13 protein-coding genes are annotated in these 21,259 nt (G+C 61.6%); 2 read left to right on the top strand and 11 right to left on the bottom strand.

Going from position 1 to position 21,259, the window contains the following annotated elements; translation table 11 throughout:
* Positions 1-320: 320 nt before the first annotated feature.
* A complete protein-coding gene (locus tag DW913_RS05330) occupies positions 321-1,658 on the bottom strand; it encodes a hypothetical protein (RefSeq protein WP_117797820.1) in 1,338 nt (445 codons plus the stop codon).
* Between the two features lie 259 nt (positions 1,659-1,917).
* On the opposite strand from DW913_RS05330, the gene DW913_RS05325 reads away from it, so the two are divergent.
* Complete coding sequence (locus tag DW913_RS05325; protein ID WP_117797819.1) at positions 1,918-3,099, top strand: cation diffusion facilitator family transporter; 1,182 nt, start codon at positions 1,918-1,920, stop codon at positions 3,097-3,099.
* A gap of 110 nt (positions 3,100-3,209) precedes the next feature.
* Here the strand turns inward: DW913_RS05325 and DW913_RS05320 are convergent, their stop codons facing one another.
* Entirely contained in the window at positions 3,210-4,145 is a 936-nt protein-coding gene (locus DW913_RS05320; RefSeq protein WP_117797818.1) for a hypothetical protein, read from the bottom strand.
* Positions 4,146-4,283: 138 nt separating this feature from the next.
* Between DW913_RS05320 and DW913_RS05315 the strand changes: the two genes are divergently transcribed.
* On the top strand, positions 4,284-4,520 hold the full coding sequence (locus tag DW913_RS05315; RefSeq protein WP_117797817.1) for a hypothetical protein: 237 nt from the start codon (positions 4,284-4,286) through the stop codon (positions 4,518-4,520).
* Positions 4,521-4,812: 292 nt separating this feature from the next.
* Here the strand turns inward: DW913_RS05315 and DW913_RS05310 are convergent, their stop codons facing one another.
* The 9 genes from DW913_RS05310 to dnaE all read right to left on the bottom strand — a co-directional run bounded on the left by DW913_RS05310 (position 4,813) and on the right by dnaE (position 21,110).
* Positions 4,813-6,831: a zinc ribbon domain-containing protein gene (locus DW913_RS05310; RefSeq protein ID WP_117797816.1), complete on the bottom strand. Its 2,019-nt coding sequence runs from the start codon at positions 6,829-6,831 to the stop codon at positions 4,813-4,815.
* Positions 6,832-7,026: 195 nt separating this feature from the next.
* Complete coding sequence (locus tag DW913_RS05305; protein WP_117797815.1) at positions 7,027-8,694, bottom strand: formate--tetrahydrofolate ligase; 1,668 nt, start codon at positions 8,692-8,694, stop codon at positions 7,027-7,029.
* A 146-nt stretch (positions 8,695-8,840) separates the two neighbouring features.
* Positions 8,841-9,908 (bottom strand): Holliday junction branch migration DNA helicase RuvB, encoded by a 1,068-nt coding sequence (gene ruvB / locus DW913_RS05300; protein ID WP_117797814.1) that lies wholly within the window; start codon positions 9,906-9,908, stop codon positions 8,841-8,843.
* Complete coding sequence (ruvA, locus tag DW913_RS05295) at positions 9,908-10,528, bottom strand: Holliday junction branch migration protein RuvA (protein ID WP_117797813.1); 621 nt, start codon at positions 10,526-10,528, stop codon at positions 9,908-9,910. The genes ruvB and ruvA overlap by 1 nt, the downstream gene beginning before the upstream one ends.
* A complete protein-coding gene (gene ruvC, locus DW913_RS05290) occupies positions 10,528-11,049 on the bottom strand; it encodes a crossover junction endodeoxyribonuclease RuvC (RefSeq protein ID WP_035137351.1) in 522 nt (173 codons plus the stop codon). Before ruvC ends, ruvA begins: the two co-directional genes overlap by 1 nt.
* A 148-nt stretch (positions 11,050-11,197) precedes the next feature.
* A complete protein-coding gene (locus DW913_RS05285; protein ID WP_117797812.1) occupies positions 11,198-13,183 on the bottom strand; it encodes a hypothetical protein in 1,986 nt (661 codons plus the stop codon).
* Between the two features lie 117 nt (positions 13,184-13,300).
* Positions 13,301-13,663 carry a desulfoferrodoxin family protein gene (locus DW913_RS05280; RefSeq protein ID WP_117797811.1) on the bottom strand — a complete coding sequence of 121 codons (363 nt, stop codon included), beginning with the start codon at positions 13,661-13,663 and terminating at the stop codon, positions 13,301-13,303.
* 150 nt (positions 13,664-13,813) lie between these two features.
* A complete protein-coding gene (locus DW913_RS05275) occupies positions 13,814-17,278 on the bottom strand; it encodes an SNF2-related protein (protein WP_117797810.1) in 3,465 nt (1,154 codons plus the stop codon).
* Between the two features lie 28 nt (positions 17,279-17,306).
* A complete protein-coding gene (dnaE, locus tag DW913_RS05270) occupies positions 17,307-21,110 on the bottom strand; it encodes a DNA polymerase III subunit alpha (RefSeq protein ID WP_117797809.1) in 3,804 nt (1,267 codons plus the stop codon).
* Between the last annotated feature and the right edge of the window lie 149 nt (positions 21,111-21,259).

Below are 21,259 nucleotides of genomic sequence, written 5' to 3'. Positions count from 1 at the left end.
CGGTTTGGGGCAGGGACGACGGTGCCTGCCTGCCCTTCTTGCCAGGGAGCAGAGACTCTGTTGAAACGTAGGTATCAAAGTTAGCCTCATTGTAATCGGCTTTTTCTTTCACTAAATCGCATAGCGAGGAAAGCTCGACAGCGAGGCCTTTTTCGCGATTGGCAACCGCTTCGCACTGTTCTTCTAAATAGCCATTTAGCTAAGTCTCTACGGCAGTTCGGACGCCATGACTCGCCGCATAAAAACGGGGCGGCCCGCACTCCTGCGAGCCGCCCCGTGTCCCTAGCTATCGCGTCATAAGGCTAACCAGCACCACTCCCCTACTTCCCAAATAGCGCACCCAGTAGGCCGCGGCGTTTGGGCTTTTCTTCTCGGTAGGAACCCTCGGCTGCGGCTGCCACCTGCCGCGGCTGTTCGCCGCCTCCACGGCGCACGATCTGGTATAGGAACGGCGATTTAACGTATTTGACCTCGATGGGCGTGGCGTGCACGGTGCTTTCGCTCGACAGCATCACGTTGGGATTGAGCGGTGCCACCACATGCGTCTCGCGCTTGTCGCTAAACACCACCGCCGCCGCGCGACCCGTCTGCCCGTTCACGGCGATGCGCACTTGCTCGCCGTCGCGGCTGTCCGTCGCCGGACGATCGACAAAGTAGACCGGCACCATCACCAGGCCGTCCTTGTGCTTGCGGGCCTTGCGCGCCCAGGCGCGGATGCTCTTTTTATTGAGCCCCAGCACCGCCTCGGCATCGTTGCCGGCAATATCGAGCGCCAGCTTATCAATGACCACCTGGTCCTTGGTGGACGCATCGACGGAAACGACGCGGAAGTCGCCTTCCTGCATAGCGGGATCGAACGGCCCCACCTTGCCAAAGTCCCACGGCTCCAAAATGCCCATAAGGCGAACATCCAGGTAGTTAGCCCTGGGATATGCCCAGTCGAGAACCTCGTAGTACACCAGGGTCTCCTTGCTCAAGCCCTTGCCCGGGAAGGACGCCATCATGCGCAGGTCCGCTAGCGCCATGGGGAAATAGAAGAGCATCATGTCGTTTTGGATCGCGTCTTCCACGTCGTGCCCGGCAAAGGCCTCCGGGTACTGGCGCACCAGCTGCAGTGCGTTGGCACGTGCCTGCTGCGGCGATATCTCACAGGGGATGCCCTGTTCGGGAACGTATTCGGCACCCACACCCATGGTCAGGCGCTTACTAAACGTGCCGGGCTTGAGCAGGTCGGCCACGCCAATCTTGTTGCCGCACGACGGGCACTCAAACACGCGCTGGGTCGATGACCCCTCAAAGGACGCACCACAGAAGGGACAGGGAATGCTCACATGCGTCGCCTCTTGGAACTCCTGCGCCGTTCCGCGATCTTCCCACAGCAGATGCTCCAGAACCGACTGATTGCGCCAGTGCGAATTGAAGAAATACCAGTCCGGATCCTCTGGGCGCTCGAGCTGCGAGACGTGCGTGAGCTTGAGCAGCCCGTCAACCACCGTCAGCGGCGTATGACGGATACCCAGGGCGCTCTTGGGCTCCCCGGCGTCCGCTTGCCACGGAATAACCGTTTCGCAATAGGCGCACTCAAAGCTGCGCTTTGCCTGGTGCGAATACATGGGGCCGCCGCAGTTTTGGCATTTAATGGCAAACATCTCGTCCATGGAAACGTCCTCCTTTGCACAGGGCTGTCGACATTAAGTATGTCGAGCAAATCGGCGCGTGCCCATACCCATGTGGCCCAAAATGGAGCACTCGGTCGAACGGGAAGGCGCAGTGAACTCGAAGGCGCGCGGACGGTCCCCCCTCCGCCTCGCGTCCGTTAGCGCCGGCAGACCATTGCTGCATTTTCTGAGCATCGGTACACGTTACGTCTGTGCGAGCTACACTATCCCCTTAAACATGATTGTGAGGACGATCGTTATGCTATTTGTAAATCGGCTGGTACATACGCTTGTTCCCGGCAGCGAAAGCGAGCCGGTCGATACCTCCTGCCGCACCAACGCGGGTTTTGCCGCAGGCCTCATCTGCATCGGCCTCAACATCACGCTGTGCCTGGCCAAGGGCATAGCTGGTCTGCTCGCGGGCTCCGTCTCGCTTATCGCCGATGCCTTCAACAACCTTTCCGACGCCTCGAGCAACATCGTGAGCCTGCTCGGATTCCGCCTTGCCAGCCGCCCGGCCGATGAAGGTCACCCCTATGGCCACGGCCGCTACGAGTACCTCGCCGGCTTGTTTGTCGCCGTTCTCGTTTGCGCCGTCGGCATCAATCTGATCCTGGAGTCGGTCACCAAGATCATCAAGCCCTCCCCCACCGCGTATTCGACGCTCTCCATGGCAGCCCTTGTCCTGTCCATGCTCGTCAAGTTTTGGATGGCGGCGTTCAACCGCACGCTGGGCAACCGCATCGATTCCGAGACGCTCATCGCCACGGCGCAGGATTCCAAAAACGACGTCATCGCCTCGGCCTCGGTCCTGGCCGCAGCGCTTATTTCGCAGACGACCGGCTTTGACCTCGATGGCTGGGCAGGCCTGGGAGTGGGCATCTTCATCTGCATCAGCGGCATGGGCCTCGTGCGCGACGCCATCAGCCCGTTGCTGGGGCAAGCGCCCGACCCCAAGCTCGTCCATGCAATCCGCGACAAGATCATGTCGTATCCGCAGGTCCTAGGCACGCACGACCTCATGGTGCACGACTACGGCCCCGGTCGTCAGTTTGCCAGTGCGCACGTGGAAATGCCCGGCGAGGGCGATGCGTTTGAACATCACGAGATCCTGGACACCATCGAACACGACATCAAGCATCAGATGGGCATCGACATCACGCTGCACTGCGACCCCATCGCCACCACCGGTGACGACCTGCGCGGCTGGGTCAAGCGCGGCGTCATGCAGATCGATCCCGCGCTCTCCATCCACGACCTGCACGAGCACGACGGATTCGTTTCGTTTGACCTGGTGCGTCCCGACGGCTTTGACATATCCGACGAGGAGCTGCTGGAGCTCGTCACGCGAATCGTGCACGAGCGCCGGCCCGACGCCTCGTGCGTCGTCACATTTGACTCGGGCTTTAGTTCACCCGAGCGTCCGGCCGAGCAGCTGTAATCGACAGCAAAACGGGACGCAGGACCGCCGACCAACGCGCCTACGCGCCTGGTCACGCGATCCTGCGTCCCGTTTTTGTTTGCACTGCTAAGGCTCTAGCCGCTCGACCGCTAGTTTCCCTGTGCGCCCGAAATGCCGTTTTGCAGGGCATTCCAGGCGTTCGTTGCCATATCGCCCAGGTTCTGTGCGGTATCGCCCAGCTCTTGGGCCTTGTCTCCCAACTCCTGCGCCTTGTTGCTCAGGTCCTCCAGCGTGTTGGAGCTCGAGCTGTCCGTGGTGCCCTGGTCGCCGGACGCATTGCCCGACAAGCTGTCTTTGCGCGTGAGCTGAATCTCGAGGTTACCGTTGTCGTTATAGTAGGCAGACGTCACGACCCAGTTGGCGTCGACAACAGGCGTCGAGCCGTCATCGGTCAGAATCACGGCATTCGAAAGATCGGCCCCGCGCGACTTGAGGAGCTTCTTGGCGTTAGACCAGTACTGACCCGGGATATCGCTCAGGTCGACGACGCCGGACTGGGTCGTCTCGGTCTGCTCGGCCGTGGTATCAGTCGTGGCGCCCCGCTTGTTGAGCATGCCCGACACGATGGCAAACACAACCGACAGGGCAAAGAAGATCGCCAGCACAATCAGGATTTTTTTGATCACGCTCGACGAACGCGAAGACTTCTTCTCCTCGTCCTCGCCATACTGAGGGATAGACTTGGGATACTCACGATACGGCTCGCGCGCATATCGGTCGCGCGACTCGTAGCGCGGCTGTGCCGTGCGCGGCATATATGTCGTCTGCTGAGGTTGCGGAATGGGGTTTTGCAGCAAGTCATCATAAGGGTTTGCCGCCGCGCTTCCGTAGGGACTCTGCGACGAGGCGCCATACGGGTCCTGCGCCGCGTTCCCGTAATTCACAACGCGCGTGGGATCGGCCGACGCCTGCGTCGTATCGGGGGCAGCGTAGCCGGGATTCGGCACGACGCGGGTCTCATCGGCGCCATTGCCCGTCCGCGGGGAGCCGTAGCCACCCATTACGGTCGTCTTATCCTGGTCCATGCAACGATTCCTTTCCGTCGCCCGTAAGCATCAAGTTATCCATGCATTCTACCCGCGCAAAAGCCTATGATGGGCAAAGCCCGCCGGTATCTACAAGACAAGCGCGGCCGACGGTCACAAGCGAATCGAGGATACGTCATGGCAAAAAGCAAGTTCATCAAAGACACAACGCGTGCCGAGCGTGAGGAGGCCATTAAGCTGGCACTCGCGGGCTGCGGCAACGGCAGCTGCGACAACTGCGGCAGTTGCAGCTTGGGAGCAGGCGATCCATATGGCACCTACCAGCCCTACATTGACGGCGAGATGGAAATCGCCGACATCAACATGATGGTCGCCGAGCGCAACGCCAAACTCTTCGGCCTCCAGCGCGGCTAACGATCCCTTCTTGGGCTGTGCACCAAAAAATGCGCCCATCTACTACGTTTAACCCAAGGGTGCCAACCATAGCCATATTTGTGTTAACAAAACCGCAGGTAAACGTCTTGCCGCATTGTTAAAAAACGCTCCATGGTCGGTCCAACCCTGGCAAACATAGTAGATGGGCGCTTTTCGTGGCGCGACTGGCCCAGATAGCTTATTTCGGAGCCAATTTGCATCAAAAAGTCCCCGGCAGCGCTGCGCTTTGCGTCACCGGGGGACTTTGTAATTCGCTTCTTGCGGCTTTACTCTACTCGTTGGGTACGTACGTGGCCCTAGCCCGCTCGGGCGTTACGTCCTGACCGCAGGAATAGCTCGAATCGAAGGCATGCGCAACCAAGTCGTGGGTATCCCATGCCATGCAGTCAAACTCGCCAGTATCGAGGACGATGATATAGCCCTTGCCGTCGTAGTAGAAATGATCCTCGGTGTAGTTATCGTCGTCGTCGATGTTGTCTTCGGACACGGAGTCTATATCCGGCTTTGCCGTTCTAATTGCCTGCTTTGCCTCACTCTTGAGCGTGTCAAACGAGAGCCCGTGCTGCGCAAGCGAGTCCTCGAGCGAAACCTGCTCACCTGTCTTGAGGTTGTAGTACGCCGACCTCATCTTCTGCACCGATCGATACGGAGGCTGATAACTGTTGGTGAACGTACGCACGCAGGCGATATCGCCATCGATCGAGACGATCTCGGCAGTGTACATCATGGTCACGCGACTGTCCTCGTCGTCCATCGAGGCCTGCTTGCTCGCGTCGAGCGTATCCGCGACCAGCTGAACCATATCTTTGTTGAACTTGGCGACACCCACGCCCTGGCCCTTTACCTGAGGATAGGTCCACGTAGCCGAAATCTGGCACGTATCATCGGGGGACGGATTCAGCGGGCCTTCGCCAACCGCAGCCGTAAAGTTGACATCCTGCGTGGCAGAGACGGCCTCGCAGCTCGCCTGCGCATCGTCAGAGTCCTTCGACTTCAGCTGCTCCAGCATCGTGGCGACCGTGCCAATGGTGCTGTTAACCGAGCTCTCGTCGGCATACAAGAAACCAAAACCGCCCAAAGAGGCAGAACCGACTTCATTCGGGGCAACAAGATCGGTCATGGCTTTGAATGACTTTCCATCGTAGCCAATGAATTTAACTTGGTATTCGTGAGCAGAAGGACCACTTTCGCCAGAGAGATCGCTTTGCTTAATTGCTGTCCCATGGTCATACCACTGTGAAAAACCAATCTTGCCCTCGTATTCATCAAGCCAGACAGACACACACGCCTCCTGATGAGATACGTTTACCTCTGGCGTGTAGACCTTCTCAATCTCGCCATTCTTATACGCCCAGACCTCAAGATGCGCAGCGGCTGCGTTATCCCCACGGTCCACCGGTTCATCGGAATACTCAATCAGCAGCTCATCTTGACCATCGCCATCAAAGTCAATGAGCTTGGCGTAAGCAACACCCTGGGCTCCATACGCATATTCATCGAACCCGACAGCCTCGCCCTCGCCGTACTTTTTCTGGTACTCGAGAATCTTGTCGGTGAACAGCTCATCTGCCGTCTTGACCGCTGCCTTGGCAGAAGCCTTGGCCTCCTTCTTGGACTGCGTGAGCTCAACGTTCTTGGGGGCGTCCGAGCCTTCCTTGGCGTAGTCGACCTTCATGGTGGTCGTGCTCTTCTTTTTGCCCTTGCCCGAGGTGATGGTCATCTGGTATTTCTGGTCGGGCAGCTCGCCAAAGTCCTCCATGGCAAAGCCGTCCTCGCCATCCACTTTGATGGTGTAGCTCTTGCCCTTGCCGGACACCGGCGCCAGCTCGACGGTATAGCTCTTGAGCTTTTTTCCTTTGCTGTTCTTGGGCAGCACTTTAGTCTCGCATGCGCAGACAACGTAGCCCTTGCCACCCGAAGTTACCTCGGAAGATGCGCCGATACGCGGCACGATCACGATAGCGGCGACAATGGCGACAACGGCAACACCGCCGATAACGGCAGCGACGATACGGCCCTTGTGCTTGGGTTTCTTTGGCTGCGGCGTCGGAACAAACGGTTGAGCGACCTCGGCTGACTTGGTCATAGATTCCTCATAACGAGGCTGCACCGCCATATGAGCCGAGGCGCCCTGAGGAGCGTGCTGCCCCGCAGGAGCGGCCGCTGGCGCATCCCCTACCGGAAACGCCACAGGCTCCGCCTGGTCCTCGGCGCCACCCACGCGAGCGCCGCAGCTCGTGCAAAACGTGGAGCCATCGGGTATCTGAGCTCCGCACTTGGTGCAATACATCGCATCTCCCGTCTCTCATCGCGGCCGCAATGCACCCGCGCAGTTCTACCAACTACACCGTACGAGAGAAATCCCCATTCTTGTTGCGCAACATTGCCGCCGTCCTAAAATGATTCTTCCGTCCCCTTGGGAACAAAAAGCCCCGCCGGGCCTTGGTGGCGCGGCGGGGCGGGCAAGCGGATATGAGCAGCAGGCTTAGAACAGGCCGGTGATGTTGCCATCGTTGTCGACGTCGATGTTCTCGGCCGCGGGAACCTTGGGCAGGCCCGGCATGGTCAGAACGCTGCCGGTCAGCGCGACCACAAAGTGGGCACCGGCGGAAACCTTGAGCTCGCGCACGGTGATGCGGAAGCCCTCGGGAGCGCCCAGCGCCTTGGCGTTGTCGCTAAAGCTGTACTGCGTCTTGGCAACGCACACCGGCAGGTTGCCAAAGCCGTTCTCGCGCAGCTCGGCAAGCTGGCGCTTGGCAGCCGGCGTAAAGTCGACGCCGTCGGCGCGGTAGACCTTGGTAGCAACGGCCTCGAGGGCGTCGGCCACATCGGCACCGTCCACGTAGGCAAACTTGAGCTCGCTCGGCTGCTCGATCAGGCGCATGACCTCATCGGCCAGGTCGAGCGCGCCCTCGCCGCCCTTAGCCCAAACCTCGGACAGCTTAACGTTGACACCGAGCTTCTGGCACTCGGACTCGATGAGCTCGAGCTCGGCCTCGGTGTCCGTCGGGAAGCGGTTGATGGCGACCACACAGGGCAGACCGTAGACATTCTGAATGTTGTCGACGTGGCGCAGCAGGTTGGGCATGCCGGCCTTGAGGGCCTCGAGGTTCTCTTCGTTGAGATCGGCCTTGGCAACACCGCCGTTGTACTTAAGGGCACGAGCGGTCGCGACGACCACGACGGCGCTGGGACGAACGCCCGTCATGCGACACTTGATGTCCAGGAATTTCTCGGCGCCCAGGTCGGCACCAAAGCCGGCCTCGGTAATGGCGACATCGCCAAAACGCATAGCCATACGCGTGGCCATGATGGAGTTGCAGCCGTGGGCGATATTGGCGAAGGGACCGCCGTGGACAAACGCGGGCGTACCCTCGAGTGTCTGCACCAGATTGGGCTTGAGCGCATCCTTGAGCAGTGCGGCCATAGCTCCCTGGGCCTTAAGGTCGCGTGCACGGACGGGCTCGCCGGCATAGCTGTAGCCGACAACGATCTCGCCCAAGCGCTCCTTAAGATCGTTGATGCTCGTGGACAGGCACAGGATCGCCATGACCTCGGAGGCAACGGTAATATCGAAGCCGTCCTCGCGCGGCACGCCCTGGGCCTTGCCGCCAATACCGTCGATGACATGGCGCAGCTGACGGTCGTTCATGTCAACAACGCGCTTCCAAGTGATGCGCTTAACGTCGATACCGAGCTGGTTGCCCTGCTGAATATGGTTGTCGAGCATGGCGGCCAGCAGGTTGTTGGCGGCACCGATGGCATGGAAGTCGCCGGTAAAGTGCAGGTTGATGTCCTCCATGGGGATGACCTGGGCCCAACCGCCACCGGCGGCACCGCCCTTCACGCCAAACACGGGACCGAGCGAAGGCTCGCGCAGGGCCACGGCGCTCTTAACGCCGCGACGACGCAGACCGTCGGCCAGGCCGATGGTCGTGGTGGTCTTGCCCTCGCCGGCGGGCGTGGGGTTGATGGCGGTCACGAGGACGAGCTTGGCCTGGTGATCAGTTGGCTCGTTGAGCAGGGAATAGTCGACCTTTGCCTTGTCAAAGCCGTACGGAATCAGATGCTTAACGTCGACGCCGGCGTTCTTGGCCACCTCGGTAATAGGCAGCGGCGTAACAGAACGTGCGATTTCGATGTCAGTAGGCATGGGCGGTCCTTTCGTTACCGGATGAGAAAAAGACCAATCCAGCATAGCACGGGCGCGCAATAGTAAAACACCCGCAACCGACAAACGGCGATATGTTTACCCGATGCTCAGCGATAGCCTACAGATGCGCTAAAACAAGCCCATTCCTACAGGGTTGGCTCAATACCCAAATGCTCGAATGTGCGCAGGGTTGCCTGGCGACCCTGGGGTGTGCGAATCATCAATCCGCACTGCAGCAGATAGGGCTCGTAGACATCCTCAAGCGTGCCCGGGTCCTCGCCCACCGCGCTGGCAAGGGTCGTAAGTCCCACGGCACGACCGGAGAACGTCTTAGCGAGCGTCTCCAAGATGCGAATGTCCATCCAGTCCAGACCAAGCTCGTCGATTTCGAAGAACTCGAGAGCCTGGCGGCAGATATCGAGCTCGATGGGGCCGTTGCCGCGCACCTGCGCGTAGTCGCGCACGCGCTTGAGCAGACGGTTGGCAAGACGCGGCGTACCACGCGAACGCGAGCCGATCTCGAGTGCGCTGGGATGGTCGATCGTCACACCCAGAATGGTCGCCGAGCGTGTCACGATCTGAGCGAGCTCCTCGACCGTGTAGTAATCCAGGCGATATGAAATGCCAAAGCGGTCGCGCAATGGACCGGTCAACATGCCCGAGCGAGTCGTTGCCGCCACCAGCGTGAACTTGGGGATATCCAGGCGAATCGAGCGCGCCGCCGGGCCCTTGCCGATCACGATATCGAGCGCAAAGTCCTCCATCGCGGGATACAGAACTTCCTCGACCGAACGGTTGAGGCGGTGGATCTCGTCGATAAACAGCACGTCACCCGGCTGCAAGTTAGTTAGGATGGCCGCGAGGTCACCAGTGCGCGCGATGGCCGGACCGCTCGTCGTCTTGATCTGAGCGCCCAGCTCGTTGGCGATAACCGCAGCCAGCGTGGTCTTGCCCAGACCCGGAGGGCCCGAGAAGATCACGTGGTCGAGCGTCTCGCCGCGGCTCTGCGCGGCCTCAATCAGCACGCGAAGGCTCTGCTTGATATGCTCCTGACCGCAGTAGTCATCCAAGCGCTGGGGACGCAGGGTACGATCGACATCGAGGTCCTCGGGCGTCAGCTCCGAGCCCACCATGCGCTCACCGTGCGCCATGGATGCCGCCGGCGAGCTGCCGGGCGTCGCCCACAGGTCCTGAGAGTCATCGGCTTCCCACATCACGCATCCATTCCAAGTCGCTTAAGCGCCGCGCCGAGCAGATCCTCGACACGCATATCCTGCCCATCATACCCGCTCAGGGCGACATCGGTCTCCTGCGGGCTAAAGCCCATGGAGAGGAGCGCCGCACGGGCGTCATCAATCGCCGAGGGAGCGGCAGCGGGCACGGGCATCGCAACCTGGCCGGGAATCACATCGACCGGCATAAAGCCCTTGTCCTTGGCAAAGGTGCTCTTGAGCTCCAGGATCAGACGCTGCGCGGTCTTTTTGCCTACACCGGGAACCTTGGCCATGCCCTTGTCGTCCTCGGCCATCACCAGCGAATACAGCTGTCCCACGGTATAGGTGGAAAGCACGGCAAGCGCCAGGCGCGGACCGACGCCCGAGACGGATACGAGCCGATCGAACATCGTGCGCTCGTCCTTGGAGGTAAAGCCAAAGAGCGTCATGGCGTCCTCACGCACCTGCATACGGGTATAGAGGCGGACCTCGCCGCCGGGCGTAGGCAGCGTGGCGGCAGTGCTGCCCGAGATACCGAGCTCAAAGCCCACGCCCGATACATCGACAACGGCCGAGCTCATCGTGGCCTCGACAAGCGTTCCATGGAGCTGGGAAATCATCAGTATCCGGTTCCTCTCTGTTGATAGAACTCGCCACCGGTAAGCGCCCGGGTGCGGCTGAGGTTAACGTGGCAGATGGCGCAGGCCAGGGCATCGGCGGCATGGTCGGGATGCGGGTCATGGTCGAGCTGTGTGAGCGTACGCACCATGTAGGCGACCTGCCGTTTGTCCGCAGCGCCGGTGCCCACAACCGCCTGCTTAATCTGCATAGGCGTGTACTCGCCAATCTCGAGCGCGCATTCCGAAAGCGCCACGAGTGCAGCACCGCGGGCATGCGCCGTAGGGATGGCCGAGCGAACGTTGGCGCCAAAGTAAATGCTCTCGATAGCAGCGGTATCGGGTCGATAGCGTTCGACAACGCCCTTGAGGTCACGGGCGATATGCGACAGGCGCACCGCGAGCGGACTGCCCGCGCTGGTCTCGATACAACCGTAGGCACGGCAGCGAACCTCACCGCGCCGCTCCTCGATAATCCCCCAACCCGTGTGGGCCAAACCGGGGTCGATACCCAAAATGACCAAGCCGACCTCCCCTCGCCACAAGTACGGCGCAAGACAGGGCCCCGCGCATCATTCACGAACGTCTGTTCTAGAATAACACAACGCTAGCCCTATAAGTCAGCCGAGATAGAATTGTAGGTTGAGCATACGCAAGCGGGCACGCAGAGACCTAGTTCTGGCTAAAGAATGGGAACTGTCGGGGATCAACCGGCGGCTGCGGCATCGGCGTGCCCTGGGGTCCACCCTGCGGTCCGCCCTGGCCGCCCATCATCTTTTCGATGGCGTCCTGGACCTCGCCCTCAAACTTTTTCATGCCCTCATGCAGGCGACGCTGACCATCCTCGGAGCGCAGCTCCTCCATCTGCTCGGGCGAAATACCCAACAGGTCACCCAGTATGCCCATCATCTCGCCACGCATGCGCTCGCTTGTATCCTCGTCGGCAAAGCGGCGCACCTCGGCGCGTGCCAGCGCATCGACCGTCATGCGTTCCTTGCCGCTCAGTCCCAGGTCGGACCACGCGAGCATATACGGCCAGGCACGCTCGGCAAACGAACGGGCCGAGACGATCGGCGCCGTCGGCAGCTGGCGGCGAGCCGCCTCTCCCTGGCGCACGAGCATCAGCAGCAGCGAGCAAGCCTCGGACTTGCCGGTGGCCATCGGAATGTCGTCGAAGGGGCGATTGCGGTCGACGTGCGCCTCGAGCGCGCCATCAACCTCGCCCGGCTCAAGCCCGCCGAGCAGCTGCGCCGCGCGGTCGAGCATGTCGACCGGACCGTTAAGCGTCGAGAGCGCTTGCGCCAGCACGCGCTCCATGCAATCCTCCACCGCATTGAGCGTCACGAGCTCCTGCGGCACCACGGCAGACGTACGGTTGCGTACGCGCGCCACAAACTCGAGCGTCGACAGGTACACATCGCCAAAAGGCGCATAATCGCCCTGATAGCCGCCGCAAAGCGCCGGCGCCGCCAGCGCGTACTCGGTCTTGGACAGCGGGCTCAGAGCCATCGCGCCCAGCTCGAGCGCCGTGTCCTCCAGCATAAGGCCCAGCGTGCGAGAGCGCAGGCGCTCGGCGTCGCCCGCCGACACATCGCGGTCGAGTACGCGCGCCGCATCCGGCGCATCGCGCTCAACCGTGCGAATATGCAGGCGCTCGGCAATCGCGCGAACGGCGGCACAACGGGCGGCCTCGGCCTCTTCCTGCGCCGGCGTAAAGATGCGGTTGCGTCCCAGCACCAGGCCGACCACATTGCGCGGACCCAGGGCGTCGACGGCAAGCGCTGCCAGCAGGGACGACGGCAAGTCACCCTCGAGCGCCACCACGGCACGCGACGTACCATGGGCACGGGCGTTATCGCGCACAGCGAGCACCAGCGCCTGCCACAGCCATTCCTCGGAGCGAAACTCGGGCAGCTCGTGGTCCTCCAAGGCATCGAGCATCACACCGCGCTGGATCTCCTGAACCAGCAGGCTCTCTTCAAAACACGGCGCCTGGGCCACCACGCGCCCGCAGTCGTCGAGCACAAACGATCCGCCGGTATACACCGACTCGTCATAGGCACCGACCGGCGCCATGCAGGCAAACCACACGCTGCGCTTAGATGCGATCTTGCGGTAGGCACCGCTGCGAACGGCGGCAATGGCGGCCGTCTCGCGGTCGGTCATGTCAAACGCGTTGAACTGAAAATAGGCGATGAGGTCGACGCCGGTCGGCAGCATCTCGAGCTCGCGGTCCAAGTCGAAGATCACGGCGATACGCACGCCGTCCACGTCGAAGACCGGCGGCGCCCAACGGGCATCACCGTTCCCACCACGCTGCAGGGCAATGCTCGAACGGGCCGGCACCACATGGCCGTCCTTGAGCATCATGTAGTCGAGCAGGGGCTGGCCCTCAAACGAAACCGCCGCGGGCACGATGCAGATCATATCGAGTTCTTGGATACGCTCGGCGACACCGGTCAGGCCCGTCAGCATGTCGTGCTCAAAGTCGGCAGTGCCCACCAGGCCCCCGGGCATGGCGCCCATAAAGAGCGGAGCCGGCACGCACAGCACGCGCGCCCCGCGCTCGTGGGCCAGACGAGCCTGGTCCTCGATGCGGCCGCAAATGCCCTCAATATCACCCAGGCGCATATCGATCTGTGCAAGCGCGAGCTTCATGGCTCAGCCCTTTCCGTCGTAAACCATCGAAATCGTAGTAAAAGCGCCGGCCGCATGATGCGGTCGGCGCTCGCATGTGCATATGCTAGCTATGATACCCCGAGCGGGGACGCGCTCCTAGAACGTCGCGGACCACAGCCCATGCAGGTTGCAATAGGCATAGACGGTGCCGGTCTTGGAGCCGCCGGCAAAAAACGTCGCGGGCTTCATGCCGGGCTCAAGGTAATGGACCTCCAGACGGCCCTCGGCCTCAAGGGCGATCCACTCGATGTAGTGCTCGGGCACCATAGGATGCTCGACCGAGCCCACGCGTGCGCGGATCACGTGACCGTCGCGCTCGCTCTCAACGACGGGCACGTGCTTCTCGTGCGCGGCGTCCTCGGTGTTCGCGGTCAGCTCCATGCAGCCGGCAGGGGTTGCAACGTCGTTGCCAAGAGCGGCAATGAGCTTGCCGTCGGGGTCCTTAAAGAATTTCGCCATGATGTTCTCCTTTGTTGATGTGCCGATGTTCTCGATGCTTCTTATGCCCAAAGGCGCGCGAACCATCCACGGCATTGCAAATGAACACATAACGGGCGGGGACGATGGGGCAGCGTGCGCTATCCGCCCTGGCGGCCCCACCCGAGCGGGTTAGCGCCCGTCGCCGCCCAGCAGCGCCAGAACATCTTCGCGGGTAAACAGCGCCGACGAGATGCCGTCGCCGCCGAGCACGCTGTTGACCAGGTCGCGCTTGGACTCCTGCATCTGCATGATGCGCTCCTCGATCGTGTCCTTGGCGATGAGCTTGTACACGGTCACGGTATGTTGCTGGCCAATACGATGCGCGCGGTCGGTCGCTTGGTCCTGCGCCGCCACGTTCCACCACGGGTCGTAGTGGATGACCACGTCGGCCGCCGTCAGGTTAAGGCCCACGCCGCCCGCCTTGAGCGAAATCAAAAAGACCGGGACCTCGCCCGCTTGGAACTGCGCGACCATCTTGGCGCGGCTCTCCTTAGACGAAGCGCCCGTGAGCTTAAGGAAGGCGATGTCCTCCTTGGCCAAGCGCTTACCGATGATATCGAGCATACCCGTAAACTGGCTGAACAACAGGATGCGATGCCCGCCGTCGAGTGCGCCGTGCACGAGCTCCATACACGTATCGAGCTTTGCGCTCCCCGCCTTGTAATCCTCGTAGTGTAGACGTGGGTCGCAGCAGATCTGGCGCAGCTTGGTGAGCTCGGCGAGCACCTTGAGCTTGTCCTTCTTAAACTCCCCAGCCTCGCGGTGCTGCACCTGCTGGGCGATGCGGTCCTGGTTGGCCAGGTAGAGCTTGCGTTGCTCGCCGGTAAGCTGTGCCATGACGGTGTCCTCGATCTTCTCGGGCAGGTCGGCCACCACGTCTTCCTTAACACGGCGCAGCACAAACGGCGACACGAGCGCCTGCAGGCGAGCGGCGCTATCGCCCTCGGCATGCTCGACGGGGCTCTCAAAGCGCTTGGCAAACGACTCGCGCGTCCCCAAAAGGCCCGGCATCAAAAAGTCGAAGATGCTCCAGAGCTCGGACAGGCGGTTTTCGATGGGCGTGCCCGTCAGGGCAAAGCGCACGCCGGCAGGCAGGCGCTTGGCAGCGCGCGCCACCTGCGTGAGCGGATTTTTAATGTACTGTGCCTCATCGAGCACCACGCGGGCAAAATCCTGCTCGACGTACTCGTCGATATCGCGCCGCATAAGGTCATACGACGTTACGACCACGTTATGCTCGGCCACGCCGGCAATCTGTACACGACGTTGAGCCTTGGCGCCCACAATGGCGCACACATCGAGCGACGGGGCAAAGCGCTCCAGCTCGGCAGTCCAGTTGTACACGAGTGAGGCCGGGCATACCACGAGCGTGGGCTTGGTGTCCCCCGCCTCCACGCGCGCCAGGATATGCGCGATCATCTGGAGCGTTTTGCCCAGGCCCATGTCGTCGGCCAAGATGCCGCCAAGGCCCAGGTGTTCGAGCGAGCCGAGCCACTGGTATCCGTCGACCTGGTAGCCGCGCATCGTTGCCTTGAGCGATGCCGGCACCGTAAAGTCCATCTTGCCGAGCGTGTCCAGGCGCTCGACGGTGCGGCGGAACGCAGCGTCGCGATCGGCCTCGAGCGCCGGCGTGCGTGCGAGCATGCTATCGACAAAAAGGGTACTCGACGCGGGAAGCGACACGCCGTCGAGCAGGTCGACGGCATCGACGCCTAGGTCCTCGGCAAGACCAAACGCGGCACGCGCTCCCTCATCCAGGCGCACGATGTCGCCGGACGTCAGGCGCGCGAACGTCTGGTGGCGCTTGTACGAGTCCAGATAGATGGCAAGATCTGCCGCCGAAAGGCCGCTCGCGCCCAGTTCGACATCGAGCAGGTTACTCTTGACGGTCGCGCGCACCGAGAGCTTGGGCGCAGGGCGGACCGAAATCTGGCGCAGACGGTCGCTGAGCATGACCTCGCCCAGCTCGGACAGGGCAGACAGGCCCTCGGTCAGCAAGTGGAACAGGCTCTCGTCATCGCGCTCCTCAAACGCCAGGCCGCCCTCGTAGAAATCGAAGTACATGGCAGCCGTGTCCATAACGCGAAACTCCGCCAGCGTATCGCGGGGCGGAACGCCGGGGCGTTGCTCTTCGAAAGGACTGCCCGGAGCACCAAGACTAAAGAGATCAGCCGACCAATCGCCGTAGGTAACCGTAATTTTGCAGGTCACAAGACCATCGTCGACGCCGATTGCCATGGCAAAGCTCGCCTCGGGTGCCACAGTATCGAGCGCGGCGGGCGCGGTGAGGTCGGTATAGTCGCGCAAAATGGGCAGCGCCATACGGCAGAACTCACCCACCTGCTCGGCGGCAATATGGGCGGGCGTGCGGCACGGCAGCAAGCGCGACAAAAAAGGTGCGGCATGCTGAGCAAATGCAGCGTCGGTACGGCGCGCGCGGCGCGTGTCAACCAAGTAGGCGGCATCGCCCGACGCAAAGCAGTACATATCGGCGGGCAGGCGCAGGTCATAGCTACCACCAGCCGCCGGCGCGATTTTGGCGGCAAGAAGTGGTGGGCGCTTAGCGGACGCCTCGTCCTCCCCTTGCGGAGACAGCTCAACCGCCACGTCGTAGGTGCGACGCGTCGTCGTCCCCCGCGACCAGGCGGGCTCAAAAGAGATGGTCTGGCCGCGCAGCAGGTCCAGCACATATACGATGCTATGCTCGGACAGCGGCAACTGACGCTCGGCAACAAAACCGCTGCGGGCAAAGTCGTACGACGCCGAACGCGAGCTTGTGATGTCATCGAGATAGGCAACTGTCGTCACAACAAGGTTGAGCAGCTTTGTCGATGTTTCGTCAAAGGCCTCAGGTGAATGGACAAACGTGAGCTTCTTGCCATAGGAGAACGTGCCGCCGCGCACGTAGGCATCGGCCATGCCGTCGATGTCCTTGACCACGTAGGAGACCGATCCACAGCGAATGCGGAACTCGAGCGCCCAGCTAAAGCGGTCAGCGAACAGCGGATTGTAGTACGGCACCAACGAGGGCTCCAACGCCGCTTTGGGGGCGTCGGGATCAACGGCACCGGCAAGTTTGCGGCGCATGCTCGCCAGCTCATCCATGCGCGCGTCCGAAAGATCGGAAAGCGCCGCCACAAGGCTCGGGCTCGTGGGGACGGGCGCCGGGAAGGGAAAGTTGGGGTTGACGGCCGGCGCGGCGGACGCGGCGCGTGCGGGCTGTTTCGGCTGCGCCGTAAACGTGCGAACCGGCGTGCGCAGCCCCTCAACAGGCTCAATGCCGCTGGTGTCCAGGTACGCCAGCGCTGTGGCGATGGCGTGCTTGCACATACCGGGATAGCGGTATGCGGCGGGGCAGTCGCAGTCGTAGTCGATAACCTCGTGCTCGTCCATATCGAGCGCCACGTGCGTCTTGTACAGGTCGCCGCGCGAGCCGCGCACCGAGCCCTCAACCGTCACGTTTTTGGAGAAGCGCGAGCCGCTGTCCTCAATCGACAGCACGGCGCCGTTGAGCATGAGCGAGCGGCCCTTCATAAAGGTGCCGCTCAACGCCGCCTCTTTGCGAAGCGCCTGCACAAACGTCCCCTGCGCCATCACTTCCTCCAATCTCACCCGGGGTAGCTTAGATCACCGTCACGCGGCCCTGGTTACCCACAATGGCCTTGGCCTCGGCCAGCAGCGGAATCGAACGCGCGTTGACCTTGGCAGGTACCTCGGCACGCAGCACGCGCCCGTCCACCTGCTCGATAAAGATCTCCACGCGGTCGCCGCCCGGGTTAGCGGTGAGCACCGTGGCCAGGCGCGCCATATTGCCCTGGCTAAAGCGGCTGTTGGGCACCATGACCTCAAACACCTTGGGCTTGTTGTTCTCCTCGTTGAGCTCGAGCGGCACGATCTCCTGCGCGATGATCTGGTCGCCGCGGTCCGAGCGCTCGAGCTTGCCCTTAATGCGCACAAAGGCATCGGACAGCTGCGCGCCGGTCTCGGGATCGACCTCGCCGTACAGGTACCCCTCGGCCTCCTTGTAGGTCTTGGGGAACACGACGACGGTGGCCTCGCCTTCCATGTCCTCGAGCTGCACGATGCCCATGGGGTCACCGTTTTTGGTCACGCGCTTGGACACGCTCGAGACCATGCCGGCCCACCACAGCGCCTTGCCCTCGGGAATTTCCTGGTTGATGGTGCCGCCCGTAGGATTCTGAACTTCGTAGCCGGTGTCGATCTGCGAGAACGAGAAGTCACGCGCCTTGGCTAGTGCATACTCAAACGGGCGCAGCGGGTGGTCCGAGACATAGATGCCCAGAACCTCCTTCTCCTGACTCAACTTAAGGTGACGGTCCCATTCCTGGCCATCCGGATCGGGCACGCTCACCTCAAAGCCCGAGCCCTCAACGTCGCCAAACATATCGAAGAACGACGTCTGGCCGCTCGCGCGATCCTTCTGGCGCTTTACCGCGGCATCGATGATGTTCTCGGGGTTGTTCTTGTCCACAAAGTGCATCATCTGGCGACGCGGATACCCCGTGGAGTCGAAGGCGCCTGCCTTGATGAGCGATTCGATCACGCGGCGGTTGGCCTGGCTCGAGTCCACGCGCTCGACAAAATCGTGCAGCGTCTTAAACGGACCGCCCGCCTCGCGCTCGGCGATAATCGCCTGCGCCACGCCGGTGCCCACGCCGCGGATGCCGGCCAGACCAAAGCGCACGCCCTCCTTGGTAGCCGTGAACTCGGTACCGGACTCATTGACATCTGGCGAAAGCACGGGGATGCCGTCGTGACGGCACGCCGAGACGTAATGAACGATCTTGTCGGTCTTGCCCGTGTAGGACGTCAGAACGGCCGCCATGTACTCGTGCGGATAGTGCGCCTTGAGCCACGCCGTCTGCATAACCAGGATGGCGTAGCCGGCGGAGTGCGACTTGTTAAAGGCGTAAGATGCGAACTCGAGAACATCGTCCCAAATCTTCTGGGCGACCTCGCGCGTGTAGTTGTTCTTGATAGCGCCGTTCATCCAGTGGTCGTAGGTGGTCTCGTCCGAGCCATCCTCCCAGTGCAGCACCGTCGACGTGAGCAGCTTGATCTTTTTCTTAGCCACGGGTTTACGGATACGCGAGTCCGATTCGCCCTTGGAGAAGCCGCACATCTCGACGGAGATGAGCATAACCTGCTCCTGGTAGACCATGGTGCCGTAGGTTTCGCCCAGGATGTCGTCCAGGCGGTCGTCGTAGGAAACCGCCGGTTCCTTGCCGTTCATACGGTTGATGTAGGACGAGACCATGCCGGCGCCCAGCGGGCCCGGGCGGTACAGAGCGATCAATGCCACGACGTGCTTGTACTCGGTGGGCTTCATGTTCTTGATCGTGGCCGTCATGCCGGCGGACTCGACCTGAAAGACGCCGGCGGTGTGGCCGGAACCCATGAGCTTAAAGATCTCGGGGTCGTCAAAGGGAATCTCTTCCTCTTTGATGTCGATGCCGAAGTTCTTCTTGATGTTTGCCTTTGCCTTGGAGATAACAGTCAGCGTGCGCAGGCCCAAGAAGTCCATCTTGAGCAGGCCCATGTCGGCAACGGTATGGCCCTCGTACTGGGTAATCTCGACGCCGCCCTTGGTGTCGAGCTTGGTGGGCACGTGCTCGTTGACGGGGTCGCGGCAGATCAGAACGGCGCACGCGTGCACGCCCTCGCCACGGGTGAGGCCCTCGATTGAGAGCGCCGTGTCGATGATGCGGCGGGCGTCGTCGTCCTTTTTATATGCCTCGGCAAAATCGGGGTTAAACAGGTCCTCTTTGCCGGGTTGCTTTTCGAGCACCTGCTTGAGCTTGACCTTGGGGTCGCTCGAGACCATCTTGGACAGACGCTGGCCCATGTAGACCGGGTAGTCCAGGACGCGAGCGGCGTCGTTGATGGCCTGCTTGGCCTTAATGGTCGAGTAGGTGATGACGTGGGTGACTTTCTCGGGGCCGTAGAGCTGGCGAACGTGCTCCACGACCTCGAGGCGCCGCTCATCGTCGAAGTCCATATCGATATCGGGCATCTCGGTACGCTGCGGGGACAGGAACCTCTCGAACATCAGGCCGTTCTCGAGCGGGTCGAACGCGGTGATGTTCATAGCGTAGGCGACGATAGCGCCAGCGGCCGAACCACGGCCGGGGCCGACGCCGATGCCGTTGTCCTTGGCCCATTGCACGTACTCGGCGACGATCAAAAAGTAGGCGGCAAAGCCCTTGTCGCAAATGACCTTGTATTCGTACTCAAAGCGCTCTTTGATGTTGACGCCACCGATCTCGCGCGTGGCCCAGTCGTCGCCATAGTGCTGGCGCAGACCCTTCTCGCACTCGCGGCGGAACTGGCTCTCGTGCGTCTCGCCGGGGTCGAGCAACGGGAAGCGCGGCAGGATGATGGAGTCCCAGTCCAGCTCGACGTAGCACTTGTCGGCGATCTCGAGCGTGTTGTCGCAGGCCTCGGGGCAATACGGGAACATCGCCCGCATCTCCTCCTCGGTCTTCATGTAAAACTCCGAGCCAGTCATGCGCATGCGGTTGGGGTCGTCGACTTTGGCGTTCATGCCAATGCACATGATGACGTCCTGCACGGGCGCGTCCTCGCGGCGCAGGTAGTGGAAGTCGTTGGTGGCGATAACCTTGACGCCCACCTGTTTGGCGATGTCAATGAGCGTGCGGTCCATCTGCTCATCGGTCAGGCCGTTGTCGGTGGTGATGCCGTGTTCCTGGATCTCGATATAAAAATCGCCGGGCTCGAAGGTGTCACGGAAGGTCTCGGCCCACTTGATGGCGCCCTCCATGTCACCACGGTCGATGTATTTGGGGATGATGCCGGCGATGCAGGCGCTCGTGCAGATCATGCCCTTGGCGTGGCGGCGCAGGTTGTCGAGCGTCACGCGCGGCTTGTAGTAAAAGCCCTGCACGGCGGCCTCGGAGACCGTCTGCATCAGGTTGACGTAGCCCTCCTGGTCCTTGGCCAGAAGGATCATGTGGTAGAGCTCGGGCTTATGGTCGCGGGCGAGCGTCTCGTCCGGCGTAAAGTAGACCTCGCACCCAAAGATGGGTTTGATGACCAGGGGCGGCTTGAGCTCGTCGATGTTGCCCTTCTCGTCCCACATGGCCATGTCCTTCACATACTGGGCATGCTCGCGCGGGCTTGCCTCGGGGTCGGGCTCCACCAGCTCGTCGCGGCGATCCTTTTCCAAGAAGGCCTTGTCGTGGCTCCAGGTTTTGTACTCGGGCGTGTTGTGGTTGACGGCGTCGCAGGCCAGCGCCAGGTCGGGCACGCCATACATGTAGCCGTGGTCGGTAATGGCCACGGCGGGCATGCCAAGCTCAACGGCACGGTTGACCATATCCTGGATACGGGTTGCGCCGTCGAGCATGGAGAAAACAGTGTGATTGTGCAGATGGACGAATGCCATGTGATGAGCTCCGATGCGGGTTCGTGTTCTGACTGAACGATTTTACCCCACGGCACGGACAGCACCCGAACCTAGCCAAACCCACACGGCTACTCACGCAGTTGCGGTGAAATGCGGACTGTTTGGCGGCTTTTTTGGCCAAAACAGTC

This window comes from Collinsella sp. AM42-18AC (assembly GCF_003467965.1).
Lineage (GTDB): Bacteria > Actinomycetota > Coriobacteriia > Coriobacteriales > Coriobacteriaceae > Collinsella.
The sequence above is the reverse complement of the archived record's forward strand: the minus strand, read 5'-3'. Positions and strand labels throughout refer to the sequence as shown.

Bases quoted from the DNA above. Each gene is read 5' to 3' on its own strand.
- DW913_RS05330 (WP_117797820.1), bottom strand. From the start codon at position 1,658: ATGGACGAGATGTTTGCCATTAAATGCCAAAACTGCGGCGGCCCCATG.
- ruvB (WP_117797814.1), bottom strand. From the start codon at position 9,908: ATGTGGGAAGCCGATGACTCTCAGGACCTGTGGGCGACGCCCGGCAGC.
- DW913_RS05320 (WP_117797818.1), bottom strand. From the start codon at position 4,145: ATGGACCAGGATAAGACGACCGTAATGGGTGGCTACGGCTCCCCGCGG.
- dnaE (WP_117797809.1), bottom strand. From the start codon at position 21,110: ATGGCATTCGTCCATCTGCACAATCACACTGTTTTCTCCATGCTCGAC.
- DW913_RS05285 (WP_117797812.1), bottom strand. From the start codon at position 13,183: ATGAAGCTCGCGCTTGCACAGATCGATATGCGCCTGGGTGATATTGAG.
- DW913_RS05325 (WP_117797819.1), top strand. From the start codon at position 1,918: ATGCTATTTGTAAATCGGCTGGTACATACGCTTGTTCCCGGCAGCGAA.
- DW913_RS05280 (WP_117797811.1), bottom strand. From the start codon at position 13,663: ATGGCGAAATTCTTTAAGGACCCCGACGGCAAGCTCATTGCCGCTCTT.
- ruvA (WP_117797813.1), bottom strand. From the start codon at position 10,528: ATGATTTCCCAGCTCCATGGAACGCTTGTCGAGGCCACGATGAGCTCG.
- DW913_RS05310 (WP_117797816.1), bottom strand. From the start codon at position 6,831: ATGTATTGCACCAAGTGCGGAGCTCAGATACCCGATGGCTCCACGTTT.
- DW913_RS05305 (WP_117797815.1), bottom strand. From the start codon at position 8,694: ATGCCTACTGACATCGAAATCGCACGTTCTGTTACGCCGCTGCCTATT.
- DW913_RS05315 (WP_117797817.1), top strand. From the start codon at position 4,284: ATGGCAAAAAGCAAGTTCATCAAAGACACAACGCGTGCCGAGCGTGAG.
- DW913_RS05275 (WP_117797810.1), bottom strand. From the start codon at position 17,278: ATGGCGCAGGGGACGTTTGTGCAGGCGCTTCGCAAAGAGGCGGCGTTG.